This is a genomic window from Streptomyces sp. NPDC054866 (assembly GCF_053610745.1).
On the sequence record NZ_JBSGZA010000003.1, the window covers coordinates 625,581 to 650,510 of the forward strand.

Below are 24,930 nucleotides of genomic sequence, written 5' to 3' on the forward strand. Positions count from 1 at the left end.
CGGTCTGGCGATGGCGGCCGTGATGGGCCTGGCGGTGGCGGGAGTGTGCCAGGGCATCCGCATGTACCGCGCGGAGGCGAAACTCCCCTCGGACCTGGCGATCGCTCTGGAGGTCGGCGCCACCCGCGTCTCGACGGCGGGCTCGGCGGTGGACCGCCTGGGCATGCGCTTCGCGCCGCTGGTCCTGCGCCTGATGGGCCAGAAACGGGTGGACGCCAAGCGCCGCAGGATCGACATGGCGGGCAACCCGGGAGGCTTGACGATCGACCGCTATGCGGCGCGCAGGGCGGTCTACGGCATCTTCGGCTCGGTGATGGCCCTGGTCTTCCTGACGAACGGCTCATCCCTCTTCGGCCTCTTGACCTTCGCCTTCGGAGTGACGGCGGCGGACGCGCTGATCTGGCAGGCGATACGGGAACGGCGCGAGGTCATCGACCGCACGCTGCCGGACTTCCTGGACGTCCTGGCGGTGGTGGTCTCGGCGGGCCTCGGCTTCCGTCAGGCGCTGGACCGCGTGGCGGAGCGCTACGAGGGCCCCTGGGCAGACGAACTCCGCATCACCCTCCGCCAGATGGACATGGGGGTGAGCCGCCGCCAGGCATTCGACGAACTACGCCGCAGGAACGCCTCAGAGCAGGTCTCCCAGTTCGTCTCGGCGCTCCAACAGGGCGAGGAACTGGGCTCCCCGATCGCGGACACGCTGATCCAACTGGCAACGGACATGCGCAGAACGGACGCCCAGAACTCCCGCCGCAGGGCGGCGAAGACGATCCCCAAGGCCACGATGGTGACGCTGGTCTTCATGCTTCCGGCCACGATGATTCTGATCGCGGCGGGGATGTTCCTGGGCTCGGGTTCGGACTTCGGCTCGATTCTGGGGAAGTGAGGGTGCCGTGACGGGTTCGGAGCGGGGCGGGACGGGCGCTGGTATCAAGCCACTGAGCGAAACGGCTTCGCGGCTGCAACGAAATATGGGACAGTCGCGAGGGGCGCGGGAAGGGCGCGGTGACCCCGGGGGCGGCCCCAGCCGGGTCCTGCCACCCCAACGAACCTTTGCAAAAGGTGAGTTCACGGGATTCGCGGGAGGGGAAGACGTGAAACACAACGAACCACCGACCAGCAGCTCAAGGACCTCCGCCACACGCCCCCGGGGTGCGTGATGACCTCGCCACCGGGGAAGGGAACTCGCCAACTTCCGCGCATCAAACGGTATTGGTTGCGGAGAGTGGCTGTTGGGTCACAAGATCTCGCGTACGTTGCCTATGACGACAGCGGCGTCGGAAGTGGTTGCGCCAGCAGTGCGGGTATCGGGTGGGAGAGAAGGGGCCGTCGTGCTGAAGGATCGCGTACTCAGAGTATGGACCGACTGGACGGTGACCGTGGCTTCCCGGGTTCGGGGGAAGGGGCGGGATGCGGGGGCTGGGTTTGTGGAGTATGCGGGGTTGATGATTCTTATTGCGGGGATCTTTACGTTGATCGACGGCCTTGGGCTGGACGGTCTGATCTCCGGGGCGATCTTGGACGCGGTCAACAACGTAATCGGTGGCTGACGTTCCGTAGCCTGCACGGTGACCGAGGGCAGACTCTTCCCATCTATATCTGGATGACGGGGATTCTGCTCTTTGTTGCGTTCGCGTTCTTCGCGTTCGCCCAAGCAGCATCCGCACGGAACGGCGCCCAGTCGGCGGCTGACGCAGCGGCGCTGGCAGCGGGGCAGCACGCCAGGGACGAACTCATCCAAGGGCTGGGGGACTCCATCGGCCAAGGTGATGACTGGCTCGATTGGCTCGATGGTGACAAGTTCACCGGTGACGGCGCGGAGGGTGCGGCTGATGCTCTTGCTGCCGACAATGATTCGACTGTCATCGGCTTCGGGCCGGACGAAGTAAACGGCTACCCGGGCTTTCGGGTCGAGATCGAGACCACGTATACAGTCGGGGATTCGATCATTCCTGGCACTGAGTCCATGCATGCCAAAGCAGAGGCCACCGCCATCATCAAGCCGCGATGTGATCTGTCTCCATCGGCCGACCCGGAAAAGGTCGTCCAATTCGACTGCGAGGGCGGGGGCTCTTTCGAGATCGATCCGGATGACTTCCAACTGGACGACCTACCGGACGCATCCGCCCTCTTCTCCGTCCACTTGGCCGACTGATGAATGATCGACGAAAGAAGGAAGCCGTAGCGATGAACATTCGGCGCACCATGAAGGCCCGCAGGGCAATGACCGCTGTAGCGATCACTACTGGGCTGGTCCTCACGGTGGCCGGTTGCGGCGGAGGTGGGGACGACGACAAGCCCAAGTCTGACAAGAGCTCGTCATCCTCGGGCGGCAAGAATAGCGAGGGAGGCGAAGAGGACAAGGAGACCGAGCAACCGGCTGCGGACCCTGTGCTCGCAGAGGTCAGGGGTGAGGAGGACCTGACCCTCAAGGTCACTTCTGCCAAGCGTGATGAGGGGGGCTTCCTCACAGTTGAGGGCACGGTCACCAATGGAGGCAGCAAAGCCTGGGTGGCAGCCAGTTGGCGTGGGGACGAGAGCGAACTGACCAAGAACGGCGGTTCAATCGCGGGGGCCAGCCTCGTGGACACCGAGGGGAAGAAGAAGTACCTCATCCTCCGGGACACGCAGGGCCGTTGCCTGTGTACGCGGTTCACTGGTGGTGTGCTCTCGGGCAAGACCGTCAACTGGTTCGCCCAGTTCCCGGCGCCTCCCGCAGAGACGACCAAGGTCGACTTCCAGGTAGGCGCCATGCCCCCCGCCTCCATCGAGATCTCCGAGGGCGAGTGACCCATGGGCCACCCACGATCCCGCACCCTCACCACGGCAACCGCCACCCTCACAGCCCTGGCCCTCCTGACCATGACCCCCGCCTACGCGGACGACGAAGACCCCAGCGCCCCCCCAGGCAGCAGCACCACATCCCCACCCCCCGAGGTCGACTCCAACAGCCCCGGCCTGAAGCTCGCCGACGGCGCGACCCTCGCCCCGGCGAAGGTCCTGGACATCAAGTCCGTGGTCGAAGACCTCGGCGGCGAGGAACGCCGCGAGGACACCAACACAGACGTGAAGTTCGCGCTGCAGGCAGAAGTCCTCTTCCCCAAGGACAGCAACAAGCTGAACCCCGAGGCGAACGCACGTATCAAGGCGATCGCGGAAGAGGCCAAGGCGCAGAAGGCGACGAACGTCAGGGTCTTCGGCTTCACGGACAACCTCGGCTCGTACAGCCACGGCAAGACCCTGTCCCGCAAGCGCGCGGAAGCGGTGCACGACAAGCTGGCGAGCTACCTGGGCCCCGAGGTCACGTACTCCGTACGCGGCTACAGCGAGGACTACCCCATCGCGGACAACACCTCCGAGCAGGGCCGCAAGAAGAACCGCCGAGTCGAGGTGACGTTCCCGAGGGGTTCGTCCGGGGAGGACACAGGGACGGCCCCGTCCGGCAGCCAGGACTGATCCGGCGGCTCAAGTGTGGCCCCCCGCCGGGGCTTCGGTGCACCGGCGGCGGTGTACGTACCGGGGCCGCCCGGTTGTCCTGAGGTTGGCGGTTCCGGGGCGGGAGTAAAGGGCGCTCCTGCGTCGCGTCGGCTTCGCCGATGACCCTTCGGGCCACCCTTGACACCCGTCCCTCCACCGCGCGAGGGAAGACGACCGGACGGCCCGAGGGGCGGGACTCTCGACCACTGCCGTGGGGCCGTCAGGCTTTCCTGCCGAGTGCGGACTGGTTCTTCCGGCGTGACGGTCACGGGGAGAAGGGCGGACGCCCGGTCCGCAGCCGGTCCGGGAATGGGCCCGGTCTCGTCAAGCGTCTACCGACCGGATCTTCCGGGGTGACCGCCAAGCATTGGTTGCTTCTCCAGGGGGCGGATACGAACACTCGGAGTCTTGTCCGCCAGGGCGAGCGCGGTACGGGCGGTCTGACCCGCCACGGCACGCAAGTGCGGTGCGCGGAGTACGGCGGAGGGTCTGAACCCGCAGGGACTCACAGCCAACGACGCCTGCGGTGGTTGCCGGGTGAGGGCTGGGTGAGGGCAGGGGGGTCCGGCACCTAATTCCGAGAAGGCGCATTACACAACGCACGCGCCCCCCTACTGCCAGAACACAACTTTGCGAAAGTAGGTGCGCCGCCGCGCGGCAGGCAGAAAAGTCCCGCCAACCCCACGGACTGCGCGTGGTGGCGTGGAACATTTCTGCAATCTGCCCCTCGCGGCCCTGTCCGTGACCGCCATCCCCGAAGATCCGGCCGATAGCCGCTTGACGAAACCGGCACAGGCACCTGCCCCCGGAGCGGCTGCGGACAGACGGCCGCCCTTCTCCTCCTGCCCGCCCTCCCGGAAGATCCGGTCGGCAGCCGCTTGACGAAACCGGCATCCGACCCGGAGCGGCTGCGGACGGGGCAGCCACCCTTCTCCCCGTGATGGCCGCCCCGGAAGATCCGGTCGGCAGCCGCTTGACGAGACCGGCATCCGACCCGGAGCGGGTGCGGACGGGGCAGCCGCCCTTCTCCTCGTGACGGTCACCCCGGAAGATCCGGTCGATAGCCGCTTGACGAAACCGGCACCTGACCCCGGAGCCGCTGCGGACCGGGCGCCCACCCTTCTCCCCCTGACAGTCACCCCGGAAGATCCGGCCGGTAGCCGCTTGACGAAATCGGCATCCGCCCCGGAGCGGCTGCGGACCGGGCGGCAAGGGTGACCCGTGACGGTCACGCCGGAAGATCCGGTCCGCACCCGACAGTCAGCCCCCGTGGCCCCACGGGAGTGGTCGAGAGTCTCGCCCCTCGGGCCGTCCGGTCGTCTTCCCTCGCGCGGTGGAGGGACGGGTGTCAAGGGTGGAGCGCAGCGGAATCGGCGTAGCCGACGCGACGCAGGAGCGCCCTTTACTCCCGTCCCGGAACCGCCAACCTCAGGACAACCGGGCGGCCCCGGTACGTACACCGCCGCCGGGTCACGGCACTTCCGGCCAGGCGCAAGGCGGACTACCGGGCCACCTGCTCGGCTGAGCCAGCCGAGCAGGTGGTCGACGGCCTACTACCAACTACTTGCCGCACTCCGCCAAGTACCGGTCAAAGGCATGGGCCTTGGCCTTCCCCGCGATGGCCTCCGTGTACGCGTCCGCGCGCAGGACCCCGGCCGCGAGGTGGGTGTCGTCCTCAAGGTTCTTCGTGTCCGCGCACGCCACCACCACGATCCAGTCGGCATGCGTCCCCGTGTCCTTCGCGGTGCCGTACGTCGCCTTGGTGCCGGTGACCGGCTTTGACAGGTCGTACGACACCATCGACGAAGCCGCCGGCAGCCCCCCTTCCACCTGCGCGACGGTCTGACCGACGAACGAGGTGACCGGCACCTGGCCGGGCGGCGAGTCCGGCTGATCGCCCCCGGCGCCGCACCCGCTCAGCAGCATCGCGGCTCCCGCGACGGCGATGGCCATGGCTCGGTTAGTCAGGACACTCACTTGACCTTGCAACTCACCTTCGCGGGAGCAGGGTTGAAGGCACGCTTCCACCCGCTCGTGCCGGCCTTGTAGTCGAGGGGCGTGGTGATGTGCTTCTCGATCTTGTACTTGTACCGGGTGCCGATCGGGTAAGCGACGAGCGAGTGCCCCTTCTTCACCGGCGAGCTGCAGGTCACGGCGACGGACTGGGTCTTGGCCTGGCTGATGTTGAGGCTGCCCGCGACGGCGCCCCGGCTGAGGCCGAACCCCGCGTCGATGGTGCGCGTGGCCGAAGCGGTCTTGTTGATCATGCAGGTCATGCCCTTGGTCTGGGCGGTGCAGCGGGCGATCTCGTCTTTCTGGTTCGTGTAGTTCGTCTGCTTCGACTTGTTGATGAGCTTGCTGTACTTGCCGACCGCGGCCCGGGTCGATATGTCAACCTTCGCGTTGGACGAGGCGCCGGCGCCTGCGGGCGCGGCGTTGGCGTGTCCGGCGGTGGTCATCAGCGTCGCGGACAGGGCGAGTACGGCTCCGGCGATACGAGTCGTCGAGCTCAGGCGCATGTGCGTTCCCCCATTTTTGATCTTGGTCGCCAAAGATCGTACGCGACTGCTCGCACGCTCTGACCTGCGCATTGTCGAGACCCCTGCCCCCAGACCCTCACCCGCGAACCACAACGCCCCATGGTGAGGCCAGCGAGGCCAGCGAGGTCGCGAGCCTGCGCCCCGGCTGGCCCTCCCTCGCGGGCCGTAGGCGCACACTTCCAGTCGACGCCCCAGCTCGACCGACGCCTGGCCGACTGGTTCTTCAGGGGCGAGTACTCGTACGGCGAAGGGGACGGCATGGGGCGGATGCGCACACTCGGGGCCGTGTTCGGCATCAGCGCGATAACGCTGCTCACCGCCTGCGGGAACGGAAAGCCCGACCCCTCCACAGACCTCAGATTCCTTCCCCCACGTCCACCGGCTGCCCGGAGGAGCCCGCGACGAGCCCGTCGGCCGCAGCGGTCACGGTGGTCATGACCCCGCAATGGAAGCGGACGTGGGGTTGGAGCAACCCCAGTTGCTCGCCGCGTCAGACAACAGGGGGGACCCGCCACGGGACGGAGCTCCGGTGCACGAGGACGGCGAGGGCTGGACGTGGCGCTGGCGCTTCCGGCCGCACGAGGAAATGCCCTGCGTGGACGAGGGCGAATGGAGCGTCGTGAGCTCCGGGTGGGGCTTGGCCTGCCGACAGGGAACGTGGCGTCGAGAGCGACTCGACAACCCGCATTCACACACCCCATCGCCGAGCGACGCAAGCGACGGTCCTGGCACCCGTCGCCCGTTGCCTGCCGTCTGTCGCCCTCGCGCAGCCAGCACATGCAACTCGCCGCCCCGCCGAGGTCCGCCACCCCACCCCACGAACAGCCAATACGCCGCCCAATGCACAAAAATTCCACCACCACCCCACCCTCTACCACCCCAGCATGGGACTTTCCTGCAATGGACCCCTCCGGGACCGGCCGCACCTCGCCTCCTGGCGGCCACCCAGAAGACCCGGTCGGTAGACGCTTGACGAGACTGGGGCCCGTCCCCGGAGCGGCTGCGGACCGGGCGGCAAGGGCGACCCGTGAGGGTCACGCCGGAAGATCCGGTCCGCACCCGACAGTCAGCCCCCTCGGCCCCACGGCAGTGGTCGAGAGTCCCGCCCCTTGGGCCGTCCGGTCGTCTTCCCTCGCGCGGTGGAGGGACGGGTGTCAAGGGTGGAGCGCAGCGGAATCGGCGTAGCCGACGCGACGGAGGAGCGCCCTTGACTCCCGTCCCGGAACCGCCAACCTCAGGACAACCGGGCGGCCCCGGCACGTACACCACCGCCGGTGGGAGAGGCTCCCGGGGGCTGGCGGTTCAAGCAAGGCCCGGCGGTTCAAGGGAACCGTACGGCCACGTCGTACAGCCCCGGATTCGCCGTGGCCGGAGTCTGCTTGGAGTCGCGCGCGGCATTCGCGCGGTTCGCGAACTGGGGGTCGGCAGTGGCCGCTTCCCAGGCCTCCTGGCTCTCCCAGTGGGCCACGTTCACGAGCTGGAAGCGTCCGTCGGGGGACTGGGCGCGATGCAGGCGGGTGTCGATGAAGCCGGGCTTCTTGCTCATGATCGCGGCCCGCTGCTCCCACTTCTCGGCGAAGGCGTCGACGTCCTCGGGGGCGATCTCGAAGACGTTGATGAAGGTGACGGACGAGGAGTCCGACGGGTCCGCCGAGGCCGACGCGTCCACTGGCGGCTGCGGCTGCGGCTGCGGATGCGGCTCCGGCCGCTGGCTCTCTGAGGTCATGATCGAACCCTATGGGTGTCCTAATTAAGCCCGGATAAGGGGCAGTTGAACCGGCGCCCGACCGGCCACCGACTGACGCGGCGCCCGCGCTTTAGCCCTCCCCCTCACTCCCTCCCTCCCCCTCCCTCACGTCTCCCCGAACGCTTGCGCCACCGCGAGGCTGTCCTCGTACACGTGGTGGCGCGTGACGAGGCCGTCCTCCACCGTGAGGTGCAGTGCGAACCGTGCCCGGTAGGGCCTTCCCGTCGGACGGGCGGTCTGGCGGATCTCACCGAGTACGACGGCGTGCTCACCGTCCACGAGGATGCGCTCGACCCGGGTCGCCGCCTCCCCGGGCACGTGATGCTCGGCGAGCTCGCGATAGTGGGCGGCGGCGTCGGCGCGTGTCGCGCGGTGGCGGATCCACGGGGTGGCGGCGCGGCCGTGCTCGGCCTCCGGCCAGTCCAGTTTCCAGTCCGCCCCATCGGCGTACCGCTCGGCGATGCGCTCGGGGTCGCCCTCCCCGATGCGGGCCAGCAGGTCCTCCACGACTGAGGAACCCCATGCCGCCCACACCCACGTCCCCACCCCCACCCACCACCCGCTCCTCTTCCTGCGACGTTGCCCTTGATCTTTCCGGGTGGACGGCAGCCGTGGCGATTACCTCTGGAGTAATGGGCGTGAGTCGCGTCGCCATGCGATGCGAAGATCGATCCATGAGCAGTTTCGACACACTTGTGGTGGAAGCGGAGTCGGCCCCGACCGAAGGCTGGGACTTCTCCTGGTTCGAAGGGCGGGCCACGGAGGAGCGGCCCTCCTGGCGGTACGCCCACGCCATGGGGGAGCGGCTCGGGCACGCCATCGCCTCCCTCGACATCCAGACCGGCGGCGGCGAAGTCCTCGCCGCCGCGCCCTCACTCCCGCCGCTCACCGTCGCCACGGAGGGGTGGCCACCCAACGTCGCCAAGGCCACCGCGCTGCTGCATCCGCGGGGCGCGGTGGTCGTGTCCTCGCCGGAGGACGCGCCGTTGCCGTTCGCGGCGGAGGCGTTCGACCTGGTCACCAGCCGGCATCCGGTGAAGCCGCATTTCGACGAGATCGCGCGCGTGCTCTGCCCCGGGGGAACGTACTTCGCCCAGCACGTGGGCCCCGCCAGTGCTTTCGAGGTCGTCGAGTACTTCCTCGGGCCCCAGCCCGATTCCGTACGGAACGCGCGTCATCCCCATGACGAGCGGGCCGAGGCGGAGGCGGCGGGCCTGGAGATCGTCGACCTGCGGGCCGAGCGGCTCCGGATGGAGTTCTACGACATCGGGGCCGTCGTGCACTTCCTGCGGAAGGTGGTGTGGATGGTTCCGGACTTCTCGGTGGAGCGGTACTGGTCGCGGCTGCGGGAGCTGCACGACCAGATCGAGGCGGAGGGGTCCTTCGTGGCCCACAGCACGCGACACCTCTTCGACGCCCGCAAACGCTGACCGCCCGGGGCGGACAACCTAGGCGCGCACGCCCTAAGGGCAACCTAGGCGCGCACGTCCCAAGGGCAACCTAGGCGTGCGCCCCCACCCTCACCTCACCCACCACCAACTCCGCCACCCCCTCCAGTACTTCCCCCACCCTCTCCACCTGCCCCGCAAGCTCCCTCTCCTGCCCGGCGCCCAGCGTCCCCAGCGGCTCCACCGTCACCGTGATCCGTCGCCCGGAGCGGCGCTGATGCCAGACCCCGGCCACGACACCGTCGACCAGCAGCACAGGGAAGTTGCCGGCCTGGCCCTTGGCCAGCGCTCGCTCGTAGGCCCGACCCGGGAAGAGCCGCTCGCGCGGGTGTGAGGCGATCACGTACGCGTCGAAGTACGGCAGCAGCCGCACCCCCCGCACCGGCTCCCCCGGAAACTCCGTGTCACCAGCGACCACCCACCCCGACGACGCAGACGAGCCCGATGACGCCGCCGACCCCTCCCCGTCCATTTCCAACCCCTCGATCTCCCCCTCCGACGCCAGCGCCGCGAAGACCCCGGCCGCCCAACCGTCCGGCGCCGCCGCCCACTTGGCGAACTGCTGCGGCGTCGCAGGCCCGTACGCGTACAAGAACCGTCGCACCAGACGCCCCGTCGCCACCTCGGCGGACAGCGGCGACTCCCCGGCCCTCGCCCCCGCACCCGGACCCGCCCCCGCGGTCGGCGGGCGCGTGTACGTCACCTTGCGGCCCCGGTTCGGCGCGAAGCACAGCACCCCGCGGTGGCCCGCCAGATGCATGACCGAGCGCCACCGCGGCCACATCCCCTGGAAGGCGGGCAGCACCAACTCCCCGGCCCAGGGGCCCGTTCGCGCCACGACCTCGTCGTTGAGCTCGTCGATGGTCAGCCGGACCCCGTCAAGCGCCTCGCCGATCGCGCTCACGATCTCCTCCGTCTGGGAAGGAGTCAGCCGGTCACCCGCCTTGAACGGGCTCGGTCCGCCCGGGATCGCGGACAACGCGCCTGTCCAGAGCGGGAGTTCCGCGGTCGGCAGGAAGTGGATCGTGCCGCGCGGCCCGTACGTCTTGACCAGACTCGGCTCCTCGCCCCACAACGCGTCGCGTACGTCCTGCCGGGTCGCCCCGTCCATCCGCAGCCCCACCGAAAGCTCGGCGGCGGACATCACCTGCGCCTGCGCCGCGAGCATCGCGTCGACCACCTCGCCGGGTCCTGCCTCGCCCGGCTTCGCCGGAGTCCGCAGGAACTGCCGCTCCATGCGACGGGCGTTGGCAGCACTCCACGTGACGGTTGAAGGGGCGCTCATCGGGGGTCTCCTTCGGTACTGTCCATCGGGTAAGTGGCTCTGCGGACACGAGGAGTGGACCATGCCGAACAGCGGCGCGGAGGGTAATTCGGGGAGCGCCACGGGAAGTGCCGTGGGGAGCGGCAAGGAGGGCAAGACGCTGTACGCCTGCGGCCTCGACGCCGCCGTGGACGTCGTCGGCGGCAAGTGGAAGCCGATGATCCTCTGGGCGCTGTTCGCGAGCACGACGCTGCGCTTCGGCGAGCTCCGGCGGAACATCACCGGTATCAGCGAGAAGGTGCTCATCCAGCAGCTGCGCGAGCTGGAGTCCGACGGCATCGTGCACCGCGAGGTGTACCGGGAGGTGCCGCCCAAGGTCGAGTACTCGCTCACCCCCCTCGGCCTGTCCCTGAACGAGGCCCTGATTCCGCTGGGCGTGTGGGGCGACGATCACATGCAGCAGCTCGTGGCCAACAGGGAATGCAAAAAGGACGGCAAAGCCGCCTGACGCGGGAAGCCGGTCTGATGCGGGAAACCGGTCGATGGTTGCGTGGCGCGGCGATCGTTAGCCAAGTGATGCCGGACGTCGGCCAAGTGAGCCCGAAACAGGTTCCGTTGATTCCGCATCGTTATCGCCACCGGCTCGATCTGAGCCCGCGGATCACGTAAGTTCAGACCAAGGCGAATTCGCGTGAGCAAAGCCACGTGTGCGGTGCCGCGCGGTGGAGGGGGCTGCGCGGCACCGCGCGCCTCCCTCTCGCAGTCTCCTCACCCCCGTCACCTCCCGCCGGACCCCACCTCGACCCGCACACCCCGGCGTACGCCCCACCGCTCCATCGCCCCGGCCTCCGCCTCCAGGACGTGCCGGGCCCGCAGCCGTGGCCGCCCGATCCGCCCGGGGCGCATCGTCCGCACCGACAGCACCCACAGCCCCCGGTCCAGGTACGCCACATCCACGGCGAACCGCATCCGCACCGTGTGCACGCTGCTCGCCGGAGTCAGCAGTAGCGCCCCCGTCACCCCGTCCCGGCCGAGCAGCCCGCGCCGCCGTGCGCCGGCGGAGTCCGCGATCTCCAGGGGGAGTGCCTGACCGCTCGGGAGGAGAAGCGTCGCCATGCGAGCCGAAGCTAGCGCCCCTCCCGCCCGCCGCGTCAAGCACCCGGCTGCCCACCCCGCCGCGTCAAGCGGGCGTCCCGGCCCCGTCCCTCCTATGGGTTACCGCCGCACGGGGCTGAAATCTGTCGCCGGGGGCCGAAATCCGGTGGGAGAACAGGGTCGCGGAGTTGTCGGGCGGTTTCGGAGAGTAGTTGTGGCACGCCGATGCGCGCAGCATCACTTACGAAGGGTTATGGTGGAAACCCCCCCTCGGGCCGGTCCATCTCCCCCCCATGGACCGGCCCGATTTTTTGTGCCCGGACGCGGCTCCAAGGCTCCAAGCACCCCAAGGGCTGACCCGACCCGTCCCGGACCCCGCCCCTGACCCTCCGGATATGGTCAGGGACATGTCGAACCAGTTCCCCCCACCGCCCCATGACCCGCAGGCCAACCCGCAGGCCAACCCACAGGCCAACCCGAACCCCCAGCAGGGTCTCCCCACTTACACCGGCCCGGCGCAGGACCCCGCGTACGGATACGGATACGGGTACGGCCCGGTCGCCCCGCTCACGATGCCCGGCGTAGTGCGCGCCGCGCAGATCGTCGTCTGGGTCCTCAGCGGACTCGTCCTGCTCGGCACGATCGCGATAGCGGCCTCGGGTGATGCGGAGACGGCCGGCGCGGCCTTCGGAGCGAACCTCTGCCTCCTGGTGGCCTGCGGCTTCGCCTTCGCGTTCAAGAACGCGGGCAACGGTGTGCGCGTGACCTGCATCGTGCTGATGAGCGTGCAGATAGCCCTCGGGCTCGGCGGCCTCGCCTCCGGCAACCCGGGCGGCCTCCTCGGCCTGCTCGGCTCGATCGCCACGGTCGTCCTGCTCTCGCAGGGTGCCGCGGGCGCCTGGTTCAAGCGCCCGCGCACCCCCGCCCCGGGCCAGGGCTACCCCGGCTGAGGCGTCCCGCCGGGTCCCGTCGGATCCCGCCAGGCCCCGCCACCTCCCGCCCGAACTACCCCCGCCCGGCCCAGATATTGGTGCCGGGCGTGGACACCGCGTACGTGTCGATCTCGCTGAGCTCCTCGTCCGTGAGCTTCGGACCGGACAGCGCCGCGACGTTCTCCTCCAGCTGCTTCACGCTGGAGGCGCCGATGAGCGCGGAGGTCATCCGCTCGTCGCGCAGGACCCAGTTGAGGGCCAGTTGTGCGAGCGACTGGTCGCGGCGGGCCGCGATGTCGTTCAGGCCGTTGAGGCGGCGTACGACCTCGTCGCTCAGGAGGTCGGGGTCTAGCGACTTGCCCTGCGTGGCGCGCGAACCCTCGGGGATGCCCTTCAGGTACTTGTTCGTGAGCAGGCCCTGCGCGAGCGGCACGAACGAGATGCAGCCCATGCCCGCGTCCTCGAGGGTGTCGAGCAGGCCGTCGTCCTCGGTCCAGCGGTTGATCATCGAGTACGAGGGCTGGTGGATGAGCGCGGGAACGCCCATCTCCCGCAGCAGCCGCGCCGCTTCGGCGGTCTGCTCGCTGTTGTAGGAGGAGACGCCCACGTACAGCGCCTTGCCCTGCTGCACGGCGGACGCGAGCGCGCCCATCGTCTCTTCGAGCGGGGTCTCCGGGTCGAAGCGGTGCGAGTAGAAGATGTCGACGTAGTCCACGCCCATCCGCTTCAGCGACGCGTCGAGGGACGACAGCAGGTACTTGCGCGAACCCCACTCGCCGTACGGCCCGGGGTGCATGAGGTAGCCCGCCTTGGTCGAAATGACCAATTCATCGCGGTACGGGGCGAAGTCCTGCGCGAACAGCTTGCCGAAGTTGAGCTCGGCCGAACCGGCCGGCGGGCCGTAGTTGTTCGCCAGGTCGAAGTGCGTGACGCCCAGGTCGAAGGCGCGACGCAGGATCGCGCGCTGGCTCTCCAGGGATTTGTCGTCACCGAAGTTGTGCCACAGGCCCAGGGAGACGGCGGGCAGCTTCAGGCCGCTGCGGCCCGTGCGCCGGTACTCCATGCTGCCGTAACGGTCCGTTGCCGCTCGGTACAGAGACGTGTCGTTCATGGGTACGAAGCTACTTCAGCGTGGGATCTTCCGGGGTCGGCCTCGTGTCGCCCGAGGAGGGGAGGCCCGCCTCACCCCAGGGCGGAACCCCGCCCTCACAGCGGTAGGCTTTCGCCTTCGGGGACTGCCATCTGCATGGAGGGGCTGACAGAAGTGAACCTGCGCGACCTGGTGTACGGACTTTACGCACGCCGGGTGGAAGGCCGCCTCGACCACGATCAGGTGCCCAAGCACATCGGGGTCATCCTCGACGGCAACAGGCGCTGGGCGAAGGCGTCCGGCGGGACCACCGAACAGGGCCACCAGGCGGGTGCGTACAAGATCGAGGAGTTCCTCGGCTGGTGCGCCGAGACGGACGTCGAGGTCGTCACCCTCTGGATGCTGTCGACGGACAACTTCGACCGCCCGGAGCGGGAGCTCATCCCGCTCCTCGGCATCATCGAGGACACCGTCCGCAGCCTCGCCGGCGACGGCCGCTGGCGCGTGCACCACGTGGGCACGATGGACCTGCTGCCCTCCCGCACCCAGGCCGTCCTGAAGGAGGCCGAGCAGGCCACCCACGGCAACAAGGGAATACTGGTCAACGTGGCCGTGGGATATGGCGGCCGGCAGGAGATCGCCGACGCGGTCCGCTCGCTGCTCCTTGACCACGCGGAGAAGGGCACGAGCCTGGAGGACGTCGCCGAGACCGTCGACGTCGACCTGATCTCCAAGCACCTCTACACGCGCGGCCAGCCCGACCCCGACCTGGTGATCCGAACGAGTGGCGAGCAGCGCCTGTCCGGCTTCATGCTCTGGCAGTCGGCCCACTCCGAGTACTACTTCTGTGAAGTCTTCTGGCCGGCCTTCCGCAAGGTCGACTTCCTGCGTGCGCTGCGTGACTACGCGGCCAGGCACCGGCGCTACGGCGGCTGACGCCCCAAGAGGCACGCGAGGCGCTCATGTCGGTGAGGCGTGAGTAACCCAGAGTTCACGGACGCGCCGTCATATGCCATGGCATGGCAGCGCATGTTCGAGGGAATAAGCCTTCCAGGTCGACATCCGATTCACGGATGTCGTATCTCAGCGGGCGGCATGGGGCCGTCCGCCCGGGAGGCCCTTTGCACCAGGACGACCGTGCGGTGAGTACGGGCGAAGTGGAGGGCCGGAGCTCGGCCCGCGCACTGCGGCACGAGACCGGTCCGGATTTCTCCCGGCATCCTTCCCGTCGCTCCCCGACCTCATCCGAGGGGGTACGTCCTTCCGTGGTGACCAGCACAAAGCGCCGCATGTCCGACAGGCGCACCTATGTTCTCGACACCAGCGTTCTGCTCGCAGACCCGAACTCCATGTACCGCTTCGACGAGCACGAAGTCGTGCTGCCCGTCGTCGTGGTCACGGAGCTCGAGGCGAAGCGGCACCACCCCGAGCTCGGCTACTTCGCCCGGCAGGCCCTGCGCCTCCTGGACGACTGCCGGGTCCGGCACGGTCGCCTGGACGCGCCGATCCCGATCGGCGACCTGGGCGGCACGCTGCGCGTCGAGCTCAACCACTCCGATCCCGGCGTGCTTCCGGCCGGCTACCGGTTGGGGGACAACGACTCACGGATTCTCGCCGTCGCGCGCAACCTCCAGGCAGAGGGATACGACGTCACCGTCGTGTCGAAGGATCTGCCTCTGAGGATCAAGGCGTCCTCGGTCGGCCTCCTCGCGGAGGAGTACCGCGCCGAGCTCGCCATCACGGACTCCGGCTGGACCGGAATGTCCGAACTGACCCTCTCCGGCGAACAGGTGGACCTCCTCTTCGAAGAGGACACCCTGTATGTGCCCGAGGCGGCCGACCTGCCCGTCCACACGGGCCTCACCATCCAGTCGGAGAAGGGCAAGGCGCTCGGCCGTGTCACGGCCGAGGGCAATGTCCGTCTCGTACGCGGCGATCGTGAGGCCTTCGGCATCAAGGGGAGGAGTGCGGAGCAGCGCATCGCGCTGGATCTGCTGCTCGATCCGGACATCGGCATCCTGTCGATGGGCGGCCGCGCGGGCACCGGCAAGTCGGCTCTCGCGCTCTGTGCGGGACTTGAGGCGGTCCTGGAGCGCCGCCAGCACCAGAAGGTGATGGTCTTCCGGCCGCTGTACGCGGTGGGTGGGCAGGAGCTCGGCTATCTGCCCGGCACCGAGGCCGAGAAGATGGGCCCTTGGGCCCAGGCGGTCTTCGACACGCTCGGTTCGGTGGCGGGCAAGGCGGTCATCGAGGAGGTGACGGCGCGCGGCATGCTCGAAGTGCTCCCGCTCACTCATATCCGCGGGCGCTCGCTGCACGACGCGTTCGTGATCGTCGACGAGGCCCAATCCCTGGAGAGGAACGTTCTTTTGACCGTTCTGTCCAGGATCGGGGCGAACTCCCGAGTCGTCCTCACTCACGACGTCGCCCAGCGCGACAACCTCCGAGTGGGGCGGTACGACGGGGTAGTTGCCGTGGTCGAGAAGCTGAAGGGCCATCCGCTCTTCGCTCACGTCACGCTCACCCGCTCCGAGCGTTCGCCGATCGCGGCGCTCGTGACCGAAATGCTGGAGGACGGAGCGATCTGATCCAGTTCACCCTGGTTACGGGGTAGTTGGCGCCGCCCGGCGAAGCGAAGGAGCTTAGTCGGGCGGCGTCTTGGCGTTCGCCCTTTTCCGAAAAACTCCTGGGGCAAACGAGGTGTGAGCTTTCACACGCAACGGAGAATTGCCTTGCGGCGTCCGGCTGGGGCAGAGTCTGGGTCCTGTCAGGCCCCGCATGCGACACACCTGTACCCCCAGCGGTACGGCAAACCGGAAACACCAGAACTTCATAGTGGCCGTCGCATGCCGCCCGAGCACCACGCGGCACTCCCGTCACGGGAGTTGCCCACCGGGTCCGTGCCTCCCGTGACCGATACAAAGCGGAGGCCAGCGCCAGGGGCACGATTGCGTCCGCGAGGTCACCTATGCGGGCGATGCTGGAAGGAAACCGTGTGAGCCGGATTTCGGTCCGGGGATTCGCCGTGGCATCCGCCACCGCGGTCACCACCGTCGGCGCTGTTGTTGGTGTCGCCTCGGGCAGCACCCCGGGCGCCTCGAACGACAACGACTTCGAGGCGACAGCAAGCGAAGCGACCCTCCTCGCAGACATCCCCGCGGGCCAGCAGGCCCAGGTGCAGACCGCGTCCCTGACGCAGCAGGCCGACGCACAGGCCATGGCTGCGGACACGGCCGCGAAGAAGTCCGCGGCGGAGGCGGCCCGCAAGCAGGCCGCCGAGTCGGCGATCGCGAAGCAGAAGGCCGCGGAGAAGGCTGAGGCCGCCGAGAAGGCGGAGAAGGCCGCGGCCAAGAAGGAGCGCGAGCAGGCCGAGACCAAGGCCAGCCGTTCCTCCGCGCGCGACGCGTCGGACTTCGCCCCGCAGTCCTCGTACTCCGTCTCGCAGGTCCAGGCGATGGCACGGCAGATGGTCCCCGGTGACCAGTTCCAGTGCTTCAGCAACATCGTCAACCACGAGTCCACCTGGAACTACAAGGCCAGCAACCCCTCTTCGGGTGCGTACGGCCTCGTCCAGGCGCTGCCCGGCTCCAAGATGTCCTCGGCCGGTGCCGACTGGCAGACGAACCCCGCCACGCAGATCAAGTGGGGTCTCGGCTACATGAACGACCGGTACGGAAGCCCGTGCGGAGCCTGGGACTTCTGGCAGGCGAACAACTGGTACTGAGCCGCTTATCGCTCAACCTTCTGAGGCCCCTCACCGTCCTTCGGTGGGGGGTCTTTGCCGTGTACGGTCAGTCCGACAACTTCCAGGGGGGAGTGGTGGGGAAAGACGGGGGAAGAGGACGGATCATGTCGCGAGTGCCAGGGTGGATCGGCAGGCTCGGTGCCGGGCTGTCGCAGATGGGCGAGCGGATGGGGCGCGACGACCCTGACTCCGGCCCGGAGGACGGCGGCAGGGCGTCACGGCGGTCGGCCGCCGACGACGCTGCCGCCGCCGAGGGCGACGCGGCGGCCGAAGCGGCAGCCGGAGAAGAGCCGGAGCAGGTCGTGCCGGCCCCGCCCGCCTACGCCCCGGACATAGCGGCACGGCCCGACCCCGTCGCGGCGGTGCCGTGGGGGATGCGGGTCGCGGCCGAGGCCGGCTGGCGTCTTCTCGTACTCGCGGGCACGCTCTGGGTGTTGATGAAGGTCATCAGCGCCGTGCAGCTCGTCGTCTTCGCCTTCGTCGCGGCGCTGCTCATCACCGCGATGCTCCAGCCGACGGTGGCCCGGCTCAGGCGGCTCGGACTGCCGAGGGGGCTCGCGACGGTCCTCACGGCCGTGCTCGGCTTCGTCATCATGGGGCTGGTCGGCTGGTTCGTGGTCTGGCAGGTCATGGACAACGCGGACACGCTCTCCAGCCAGGTCCAGGACGGCATCGACGATCTGCGCAACTGGCTGCTCACCAGCCCGTTCCACGTCACCGAGGACCAGATCAACGACATCGCCAAGAGCCTGCGCGAGGCGGTCGGCGCCAACACGGAGGAGCTGACTTCGGCGGGGCTCGAAGGTGTCACCGTGATCGTGGAGGCCATGACCGGCATCCTGCTCGCGATGTTCTCGACGCTGTTCCTGCTGTACGACGGCAAGCGCATCTGGCAGTGGGTCCTGAAGCTGGTCCCGGCGCCCGCGCGGCCCGGCATCGCGGGCGCGGGGCCGCGGGCCTGGCGCACGCTGACGGCCTATGTGCGCGGCACGGTGATAGTGGCCCTGATCGACGCGATCTTCATCGGGCTCGGGATCTACTTCCTCGGGGTGCCGATGGCGGTGCCGCTGGCCGTCTTCATCTTCCTGTTCGCGTTCATCCCGCTGGTGGGTGCGGTCATCTCGGGCGCGCTCGCCGTGGTGGTGGGTCTGGTGACGCAGGGGGTCTTCACCGGTGTGATGACCCTGATCGTGGTCCTGGCCGTGCAGCAGATCGAGGGCCACATCCTGCAGCCGTTCATCCTCGGCCGTGCCGTACGGGTGCATCCGCTGGCCGTTGTGCTGTCCGTCGCCGCGGGCGGGTTGGTCGCCGGGATCGGCGGGGCGGTGGTGGCCGTGCCGCTCGTCGCGGTCACGAACACGGTGGTGGGCTACTTGCGGGCGTACTCCCGGGAAGCGGCCCTGAAGCAGTCACCGCAGCCGCGGGGGGCGACGGCGGTGGATGTGGCTCCGGTTGATCCGCCCCACCGGACGGTCTGACATCGCAGAAGGGCCCCGCTCAGCAACTGCTGAGCGGGGCCGTTCTGTTCATGCCTGAGGCGACTACGCCAGAGACTCCTCCGAGTCCAGCGTGACGCCGACCGCCTGGATCACGGCGGCGATCTTGAAGGCTTCCTGGATCGTCTCGCGATCCACGCCCGCCTTCCGCAGCACCTGCTCGTGCGAGTCGAGGCACTGGCCGCAGCCGTTGATCGCGGAGACCGCGAGCGACCACAGCTCGAAGTCGACCTTCTCCACGCCCGGGTTACCGATGACGTTCATCCGCAGGCCGGCCCGCATGGTCCCGTACTCCGGGTCCGAGAGGAGGTGGCGCGTGCGGTAGAAGACGTTGTTCATCGCCATGACGGCCGCGGCCGACTTGGCGGCGGTGTACGCCTCGGGGGAGAGGTTCGCCTTCGCCTCGGGCTCCAGCTCGCGCAGCACCATCGGGGAGCGGGAGGCGATCGCGCAGGCGAGCACCGTGCCCCACAGCTGCTGCTGCGGCAGGTCCGAGTTGCCGATGACCGAGCCGAGGTTCAGCTTCAGGTCCTTGGCGTAGTCCGGTACGGCGGACTTCAGTTCGTCGAGTGCCATGTCAGTAGGCTCCGTTCACTCGCCCGAGAGCAGCGCGACCGGGTCAAGGGTCTCGTCGCCCTGGGTCCAGTTGCAGGGGCAGAGCTCGTCGGTCTGGAGCGCGTCGAGGACCCGGAGGACCTCCTTGGGGTTACGGCCCACGGAACCGGCGGTCACCATCGTGAACTGGATCTCGTTGTTCTGGTCGACGATGAAGACGGCGCGCTGCGCGAAGCCGTCCTCGCCCTCGATGCCGAGGTCACGCATGAGCTCGTGCTTCGAGTCGGCCAGCATCGGGAAGGGCAGGTCCGTCAGGTCCGGGTGGTCCTTGCGCCAGGCGTGGTGCACGAACTCGGAGTCACCGGAGAAGCCGAGGATCTGGGCGTCACGGTCAGCGAACTCGTCGTTCAGCTTGCCGAAGGCGGCGATCTCGGTCGGGCACACGAAGGTGAAGTCCTTGGGCCACGCGAAGACGATCTTCCACTTGCCCTCGTAGGTCTTGTGGTCGATCTGCTTGAACTCGGCGCCCTTCTCCAGGGAGACGCAGGCGGTCAGATCGAACTGGGGGAACTTGTCACCGACAGTGAGCACGGACTCTCCTTGCAGCATAGGAACCCTGGTAAGGGGCTCCAGGGGGTTGGACTGCTGTCGATCGTGGCACAGGGTGCATTGATTAGGGAAATAGCTACACTCTGTCTTGTTGATCGGAGGTGGCTATCAGTGCCAGCGATAAATAGGGGCAAGCAGCCCAGCCTGGCGCAGCTGCGCGCCTTCGCGGCCGTGGCCGAGCATCTGCACTTCAGGGACGCGGCGGTGGCAATAGGGATGAGTCAGCCCGCACTGTCCGGAGCCGTCTCGGCCCTGGAGGAGACACTCGGTGTCACGCTCCTTGAGCGTACGACCCGCAAGGTGCTGCTCTCGTCGGCCGGTGAGCGCCTCGCGGTGCGGGCCAGGGCCGTGCTCGACGAGGTCGGGGCGCTGATGGAGGAGGCCGACGCGGTGCGCGCGCCGTTCACCGGGGCGCTGCGGCTCGGCGTGATCCCGACCGTGGCGCCCTACCTGCTGCCCACGCTCATCGGGCTCGTCCACGAGAAGTACCCGGACCTGGACCTTCAGGTGCACGAGGAGCAGACGTCCTCGCTGATCGAAGGGCTCGGCGCCGGACGGCTCGACCTGCTGCTCCTCGCCGTGCCGCTCGGCGTGCCCGGCGTCACCGAACTTCCCCTGTTCGACGAGGACTTCGTGCTCGTCACACCGCTCGACCACTGGCTCGGCGGGCGCGAGGGAATCCCGCGCGACGCCCTGCGCGAGCTGAACCTGCTGCTGCTCGACGAAGGGCACTGCCTGCGGGACCAGGCCCTGGACATCTGCCGGGAGGCCGGACGCGCGGACGCCCCCGTGACGACGACCGCCGCCGGGCTCTCCACCCTCGTACAGCTGGTGGCGGGCGGGCTCGGTGTGACGCTCCTTCCGCGCACCGCGGTCCGCGTCGAGACCAGCCGCAGCAATCAGTTGCTCACCGGGTACTTCGCGGACCCGGCGCCGACCAGGCGCATCGCCCTCGCGATGCGTACGGGGGCCGCGCGCGCGGCGGAGTACGAGGCGCTGGCCGACGCCATGAGGGGGGCCGTGAAGCCGTTGCCGGTGCGGGTGTTGTGACCCCGCACCGGCAACGCCCCCTTCCACGCGGGGGAGTTACTCCGTGCGCAGGCCGTCCGGGCGCATCATGCGCCACAGCGGCGGCAGGCTGAGCAGCGTCACGACCGCGACGAGGATGGCGCCCGCGACCGTCAGGGGGGCGAACAGCCACCAGTCGGTGACCGACTTCTGGATCATGCGGACCATGACCCAGCCGAGGCCGAGGCCGCCCGCGACGGCCAGCGCGAGGCCGATCGCGACCGGGATCGCGGTCTGCCACAGGATCGACCACGCCATCGAGGCGCGGCGCGTGCCGAACGCGGTGAGCGCGGCGAGCAGGCGCTTGCGCTCCCGCAGTTGCTCCATCATCGAGACCAGCATGGACGCCGCGATCAGCACCATCGTCGCCATCGCGCCGATCTGAAGGCCGCTCTGGATGGTGGCGTACTGCTTGTCGCGCTCGACCGCGCGCAGCGTCATCACGTCGAGGAACGGGTCCACGTGGGCCGCGGTGTTGCGGATGTACTCCTCCGCGTCCTTGACGTCCGGGTCGACCTGGATCATCGCGGTCGTCGTGGCGTCGGTCATCTTGGCCACGTCGATCGCGCCGGGCGTCGCGTAGACGCCGTCGTGCAGCTCGCCGCCCGGGTCGGGGCGGGCCTTGACCGTGCGGGAGTCGGCGGGCAGCGTCCACAGGCTGTGCCGTTGGCCGGGCTCACCTTCGCGGCCGACGTGCAGGTCGAGCGGCTTGCCGGGGCGGGCCGACGCGTCGACCCATTTGTTCATCCTGGCGTTGCCGGTGTGCACGACGAAGGTGTCGCCGTCCTCGCACGAGCCGACCCGGGCCAGTTCGCGCAGGTTCGCGCAGGTGCCGACCGTCACCTCCGTGGTGGGCCTGATCTCGTCGGGGTTCTTCAGCTTGCCGGGCCGCACGGCGTACGTGGAGACGGTGCCGATGACGTTCTTGACGCCCTTGGTCGTGCGGAACTTGTCGATCATCCGCTGGGCGAGCTCGCCGTCGCCGACGTCGGCCTGGACGACCAGCTTGGCGCGGCCGGGGTCGTTCCCCGTCACCCGGTTGAAGTCGTCGTGCATCGCGACGAACAGCATCTGCAGGGCGACCGCGCCCGCCACGGCGACGGTGATGCCGCTGACCGCGCGCGCCGCCGTACCGCTGCTCAACTGGAGCCTGCGGGTGGCCAGTTGCCAGGGCACGGGGCCACCGCCGCGCAGCCGGGCCACGCTCGCCTCGACGAGCCAGGGCAGCAGCGCGGCCAGGCCCACCAGGGTGAGCGTCGCGCCCGCGCCGATGGCGAAGACCGGCGGGGCCATGTCGCCCCCGACGCGGCCCGCGGCGAGCAGGATCCCGAGGCCGACGAGCGGCATCACGATGCGCCACCACAGGCGGCGCTTGCGGGGCTTGGTGCTGCGCACGACGCCCAGCGGTTCGATGGAGACGGCCCGCAGCGAGATCAGCGTGACCAGGACGGCCGTGACGGGCACGGCGAGCAGGATCAGTACGGCGAGGCCGGGCAACGGCACCACGTCGGAGGGGAAGGCGCTGATCTTCCACCCGTCGAGGGTGCCGATCAGTTCGCGTACGCCCAGGAAGAACACGCCTCCCGCGGCAAGGCCGAGCAGCGCGCCGCACAGGGCCTCGCCCGCCGCGATCCGCCGCACGCTGTGCGCGTCCGCGCCGACCAGGCGCAGCGCGGCGAGACGCCGGTCGCGCCGGTCGCCGCCGAAGCGGACCGCCGTGCCGATGAAGATGATCACCGGGGTCAGCAGGACCACGCAGATCAGGACGACCAGGACGATGAGCATCGGGTCCATGGGTTCCGCGGGCTCTTTGTACCCGAAGGCGTCCACGCGGTGGCCGCCTTTGGCCGGGGTGAGCGCGTCGGAACCGGCGTAGTAGTAGAGCTCCTTGGGGTTGGTCAGGCCCGCGTCGCCGATGGTGCCCGTGATCTTGTAGTCGCCGTACCGCTCCTTCAGGAGGGAGCCGTCGGAGCTGTTCAGGAGGTCGCGCAGGGCGGGCGACACGAGCATCTCGCCGTCCGCCGGGATCTTCTTCAGGCCGGGCGGCAGGACCGGGTGGGCGCCCTCGGCGCGCAGCACGCGGCCGCTGACCGTGGTGTCGCGGAAGTCGGTGGGTACGTCGCGCTGGAGGACCGTGGAGTCGGAGCGCTTGATCTTCTTGGCCGAGAACTGGTCGTTGGCCGCGCGGGCCACCGAGCGGTCCTCGCGGTGCTGGAGCAGGTTGGGCACGGAGGCGGCGCCGAGCAGCAGGGCCACGCCGAGGCCGACGCCGACCGCCGTCAGGAGGGTGCGGGTCCAGCCCTCGCGGCCGCCGCCGACGGCGAAACGTATGCCCATCGCGAGGTCGCGGGCGAAGGCGCGGGGTCCCCCCTTGGACACGGTCGCGGTGGCGTCGGCGAGCGGTGGCCGGGGAGCGGTGGCGGCCTTCGTACGGGTGTCGAGGCTCATATCGCCCGCTCCATGTCCCGTGCCCTGCCGTCGCGTACGACGATCTCGCGGTCGGAGTAGGCCGCGACCCGCGTCTCGTGCGTGACCAGGACCACGGCGGCGTTCGTCGAGCGCGCGGCGTCGGTGAGCAGCTCCATGACGCGCTCGCCGTTGAGCGAGTCGAGCGCGCCGGTCGGCTCGTCGGCGAAGACCACGCGGGGGCTCGTGGCGAGCGCGCGGGCCACGGCGACGCGCTGGCCCTGGCCGCCGGAGACCTCGCCGGGCCGCTTGGCGGCGACGTCCTCGACCTCAAGGCGCTCCATCCAGGAGCGGGCGGTCGCCTCGGCCTCCTTGCGCTTGGCGCCGTTCAGCCGGAGGGGAAGCGCGACGTTCTCCACGCACGTCAGCTCGGGGACCAGCTGCCCGAACTGGAAGACGAAGCCGAACTCGCTGCGGCGCAGGGCGCTCAGCGTGGCGTCGGGCAGGCCCGTGAGCTCGCGGCCGTTGTAGGTGATGGAGCCCGAGTCGGGCTTGACGATCCCCGCGAGGCAGTGCAGGAGCGTGGACTTTCCGGAGCCGGACGGGCCCATGACGGCGACGACCTCGCCGGGGTGGATGGAGAACTCGGCGTCGTCGAGCGCGGTCGTCGGGCCGTACGTCTTGTGAAGACCGGAGGCGGTCAGGAGGGAACCGGCGGGGGTCATGCGGAGCGAACCTCCTGGGCGAGCTTGCCGAGGCGCGCGGCGGCGAGTTCCAGCCAGCGCAGATCGGCTTCGAGATGGAACAGCGCGTGGTCGCAGATCAGCTGGTCGGCGAGGTCGCCCTTGCGCTTGCGGTCGGTGAGTATGCGCATCAGACGCAGGTGCTCGGCCCGCTGGGCGTCGAGCATCTCCGAGGCGTCGCGCTCGGTGAGGAGCGCGAGGACGACCTTCGTGTAGAGGGTCGACTGGAGGTAGGGCTCGGGCTTCTCGGGGGTGGCGAGCCAGCGCTCGACATCGGTGATGCCGGCTTCGGTGATCGCGTACCGCTTGCGCTCGGGGCCGCCGCCCGCCTCTATGCCGTCGACCTCGACGAGGCCGTTCTTCAGGAGGCGGGACATGGTCGAGTAGACCTGCCCGTAGTGCAGTGGCTTGTCGTGACCGAACTTCTCGTCGAAGGTGCGCTTGAGGTCGTAGCCGTGGCGCGGGCCCGACTCAAGAAGGCCGAGGAGGGTGTGACCGATGGACATGCGGAGCACTCTACACGGTGTGTATACGTGGCATGTATACCTGTCACGGGGAGCTCACAGGTTCGAAAGCCGGGCAACCTTCTGAGGCCTGTGTTCGTCGGTTGTTAAGGGCAGGTGCTCTTTGTCACGTCCGGAAAAGACCGGATCGGCAGGAGTTTGTCCCAGGGTGCGGTGTTAGCTTCATGAGCTGATTCGACGTACGCACGAGG

At 69.0% G+C, this 24,930-nt stretch carries 25 protein-coding genes; 13 read left to right on the forward strand and 12 right to left on the reverse strand.

What is annotated here, in order from left to right:
• The first annotated feature begins 10 nt into the window (after window positions 1–10).
• The 5 genes from ACWGI2_RS18300 to ACWGI2_RS18320 all read left to right on the forward strand — a co-directional run bounded on the left by ACWGI2_RS18300 (window position 11) and on the right by ACWGI2_RS18320 (window position 3,456).
• Entirely contained in the window at window positions 11–886 is an 876-nt protein-coding gene (locus ACWGI2_RS18300; protein ID WP_453696762.1) for a DUF5936 domain-containing protein, read from the forward strand.
• A gap of 445 nt (window positions 887–1,331) precedes the next feature.
• A complete protein-coding gene (locus ACWGI2_RS18305; protein ID WP_453696793.1) occupies window positions 1,332–1,550 on the forward strand; it encodes a hypothetical protein in 219 nt (72 codons plus the stop codon).
• Window positions 1,551–1,561: 11 nt separating this feature from the next.
• Window positions 1,562–2,155, forward strand: coding sequence for a pilus assembly protein TadG-related protein (locus tag ACWGI2_RS18310; RefSeq protein ID WP_453696763.1), 594 nt, complete (start codon window positions 1,562–1,564; stop codon window positions 2,153–2,155).
• A 32-nt stretch (window positions 2,156–2,187) separates the two neighbouring features.
• Window positions 2,188–2,790 (forward strand): hypothetical protein, encoded by a 603-nt coding sequence (locus ACWGI2_RS18315; protein ID WP_453696290.1) that lies wholly within the window; start codon window positions 2,188–2,190, stop codon window positions 2,788–2,790.
• A 72-nt stretch (window positions 2,791–2,862) separates the two neighbouring features.
• Window positions 2,863–3,456 carry an OmpA family protein gene (locus tag ACWGI2_RS18320; RefSeq protein WP_453696765.1) on the forward strand — a complete coding sequence of 198 codons (594 nt, stop codon included), beginning with the start codon at window positions 2,863–2,865 and terminating at the stop codon, window positions 3,454–3,456.
• A 1,581-nt stretch (window positions 3,457–5,037) separates the two neighbouring features.
• Here the strand turns inward: ACWGI2_RS18320 and ACWGI2_RS18325 are convergent.
• The 4 genes from ACWGI2_RS18325 to ACWGI2_RS18340 form a co-directional block, all read right to left on the reverse strand.
• Window positions 5,038–5,454: a hypothetical protein gene (locus ACWGI2_RS18325; protein ID WP_453696292.1), complete on the reverse strand. Its 417-nt coding sequence runs from the start codon at window positions 5,452–5,454 to the stop codon at window positions 5,038–5,040.
• Window positions 5,451–5,996 (reverse strand): hypothetical protein, encoded by a 546-nt coding sequence (locus tag ACWGI2_RS18330; protein ID WP_453696293.1) that lies wholly within the window; start codon window positions 5,994–5,996, stop codon window positions 5,451–5,453. Before ACWGI2_RS18330 ends, ACWGI2_RS18325 begins: the two co-directional genes overlap by 4 nt.
• A gap of 1,342 nt (window positions 5,997–7,338) precedes the next feature.
• Window positions 7,339–7,743, reverse strand: a complete 405-nt coding sequence (locus ACWGI2_RS18335; RefSeq protein WP_453696294.1) for an antibiotic biosynthesis monooxygenase family protein — start codon at window positions 7,741–7,743, stop codon at window positions 7,339–7,341.
• A gap of 126 nt (window positions 7,744–7,869) precedes the next feature.
• Window positions 7,870–8,316, reverse strand: a complete 447-nt coding sequence (locus ACWGI2_RS18340) for a nuclear transport factor 2 family protein (RefSeq protein ID WP_453696296.1) — start codon at window positions 8,314–8,316, stop codon at window positions 7,870–7,872.
• Window positions 8,317–8,438: 122 nt separating this feature from the next.
• Here ACWGI2_RS18340 and ACWGI2_RS18345 point away from each other — a divergent pair, with 122 nt between their 5' ends.
• On the forward strand, window positions 8,439–9,194 hold the full coding sequence (locus tag ACWGI2_RS18345; protein ID WP_453696298.1) for a class I SAM-dependent methyltransferase: 756 nt from the start codon (window positions 8,439–8,441) through the stop codon (window positions 9,192–9,194).
• A 70-nt stretch (window positions 9,195–9,264) separates the two neighbouring features.
• On the opposite strand, the gene ACWGI2_RS18350 is transcribed toward ACWGI2_RS18345, so the two are convergent.
• Window positions 9,265–10,497, reverse strand: coding sequence for a winged helix DNA-binding domain-containing protein (locus tag ACWGI2_RS18350; protein WP_453696299.1), 1,233 nt, complete (start codon window positions 10,495–10,497; stop codon window positions 9,265–9,267).
• Window positions 10,498–10,558: 61 nt separating this feature from the next.
• Here ACWGI2_RS18350 and ACWGI2_RS18355 point away from each other — a divergent pair, with 61 nt between their 5' ends.
• On the forward strand, window positions 10,559–10,984 hold the full coding sequence (locus ACWGI2_RS18355) for a winged helix-turn-helix transcriptional regulator (RefSeq protein ID WP_453696301.1): 426 nt from the start codon (window positions 10,559–10,561) through the stop codon (window positions 10,982–10,984).
• A gap of 269 nt (window positions 10,985–11,253) precedes the next feature.
• Here ACWGI2_RS18355 and ACWGI2_RS18360 read toward each other — a convergent pair whose 3' ends face one another.
• The gene (locus tag ACWGI2_RS18360) at window positions 11,254–11,592 is read right to left on the reverse strand and encodes a DUF192 domain-containing protein (RefSeq protein WP_453696302.1); all 339 of its coding nucleotides are present in this window, start codon (window positions 11,590–11,592) and stop codon (window positions 11,254–11,256) included.
• 386 nt (window positions 11,593–11,978) lie between these two features.
• Between ACWGI2_RS18360 and ACWGI2_RS18365 the strand changes: the two genes are divergently transcribed.
• Window positions 11,979–12,521, forward strand: a complete 543-nt coding sequence (locus ACWGI2_RS18365; RefSeq protein WP_453696304.1) for a hypothetical protein — start codon at window positions 11,979–11,981, stop codon at window positions 12,519–12,521.
• 55 nt (window positions 12,522–12,576) lie between these two features.
• Here the strand turns inward: ACWGI2_RS18365 and mgrA are convergent, their stop codons facing one another.
• Window positions 12,577–13,614, reverse strand: coding sequence for an L-glyceraldehyde 3-phosphate reductase (gene mgrA, locus ACWGI2_RS18370; RefSeq protein ID WP_453696306.1), 1,038 nt, complete (start codon window positions 13,612–13,614; stop codon window positions 12,577–12,579).
• 153 nt (window positions 13,615–13,767) lie between these two features.
• On the opposite strand from mgrA, the gene ACWGI2_RS18375 reads away from it, so the two are divergent.
• The 4 genes from ACWGI2_RS18375 (at window position 13,768) to ACWGI2_RS18390 (ending at window position 18,816) form a co-directional block, all read left to right on the forward strand.
• Window positions 13,768–14,529, forward strand: coding sequence for an isoprenyl transferase (locus ACWGI2_RS18375; protein WP_453397637.1), 762 nt, complete (start codon window positions 13,768–13,770; stop codon window positions 14,527–14,529).
• A gap of 329 nt (window positions 14,530–14,858) precedes the next feature.
• Window positions 14,859–16,181 carry a PhoH family protein gene (locus ACWGI2_RS18380; protein WP_160506934.1) on the forward strand — a complete coding sequence of 441 codons (1,323 nt, stop codon included), beginning with the start codon at window positions 14,859–14,861 and terminating at the stop codon, window positions 16,179–16,181.
• A 407-nt stretch (window positions 16,182–16,588) separates the two neighbouring features.
• On the forward strand, window positions 16,589–17,317 hold the full coding sequence (locus ACWGI2_RS18385; RefSeq protein ID WP_453397177.1) for an aggregation-promoting factor C-terminal-like domain-containing protein: 729 nt from the start codon (window positions 16,589–16,591) through the stop codon (window positions 17,315–17,317).
• 125 nt (window positions 17,318–17,442) lie between these two features.
• Complete coding sequence (locus ACWGI2_RS18390) at window positions 17,443–18,816, forward strand: AI-2E family transporter (RefSeq protein ID WP_453696308.1); 1,374 nt, start codon at window positions 17,443–17,445, stop codon at window positions 18,814–18,816.
• A gap of 63 nt (window positions 18,817–18,879) precedes the next feature.
• Here ACWGI2_RS18390 and ACWGI2_RS18395 read toward each other — a convergent pair whose 3' ends face one another.
• Together ACWGI2_RS18395 and ACWGI2_RS18400 are read right to left on the reverse strand one after the other, a co-directional pair.
• On the reverse strand, window positions 18,880–19,410 hold the full coding sequence (locus tag ACWGI2_RS18395; RefSeq protein ID WP_453696309.1) for an alkyl hydroperoxide reductase: 531 nt from the start codon (window positions 19,408–19,410) through the stop codon (window positions 18,880–18,882).
• Window positions 19,411–19,425: 15 nt separating this feature from the next.
• The gene (locus tag ACWGI2_RS18400) at window positions 19,426–19,980 is read right to left on the reverse strand and encodes a peroxiredoxin (protein WP_361832984.1); all 555 of its coding nucleotides are present in this window, start codon (window positions 19,978–19,980) and stop codon (window positions 19,426–19,428) included.
• Between the two features lie 129 nt (window positions 19,981–20,109).
• On the opposite strand from ACWGI2_RS18400, the gene ACWGI2_RS18405 reads away from it, so the two are divergent.
• Window positions 20,110–21,048 (forward strand): LysR substrate-binding domain-containing protein, encoded by a 939-nt coding sequence (locus ACWGI2_RS18405; protein WP_453397175.1) that lies wholly within the window; start codon window positions 20,110–20,112, stop codon window positions 21,046–21,048.
• 36 nt (window positions 21,049–21,084) lie between these two features.
• Here the strand turns inward: ACWGI2_RS18405 and ACWGI2_RS18410 are convergent, their stop codons facing one another.
• The 3 genes from ACWGI2_RS18410 to ACWGI2_RS18420 are packed head-to-tail and all read right to left on the reverse strand — an operon-like array spanning window position 21,085 to window position 24,721.
• Window positions 21,085–23,514: an FtsX-like permease family protein gene (locus ACWGI2_RS18410; protein ID WP_453696311.1), complete on the reverse strand. Its 2,430-nt coding sequence runs from the start codon at window positions 23,512–23,514 to the stop codon at window positions 21,085–21,087.
• A complete protein-coding gene (locus ACWGI2_RS18415; protein WP_453696313.1) occupies window positions 23,511–24,197 on the reverse strand; it encodes an ABC transporter ATP-binding protein in 687 nt (228 codons plus the stop codon). Before ACWGI2_RS18415 ends, ACWGI2_RS18410 begins: the two co-directional genes overlap by 4 nt.
• Window positions 24,194–24,721: a PadR family transcriptional regulator gene (locus ACWGI2_RS18420; protein ID WP_160506940.1), complete on the reverse strand. Its 528-nt coding sequence runs from the start codon at window positions 24,719–24,721 to the stop codon at window positions 24,194–24,196. The genes ACWGI2_RS18415 and ACWGI2_RS18420 overlap by 4 nt, the downstream gene beginning before the upstream one ends.
• Window positions 24,722–24,930 lie beyond the last annotated feature (209 nt).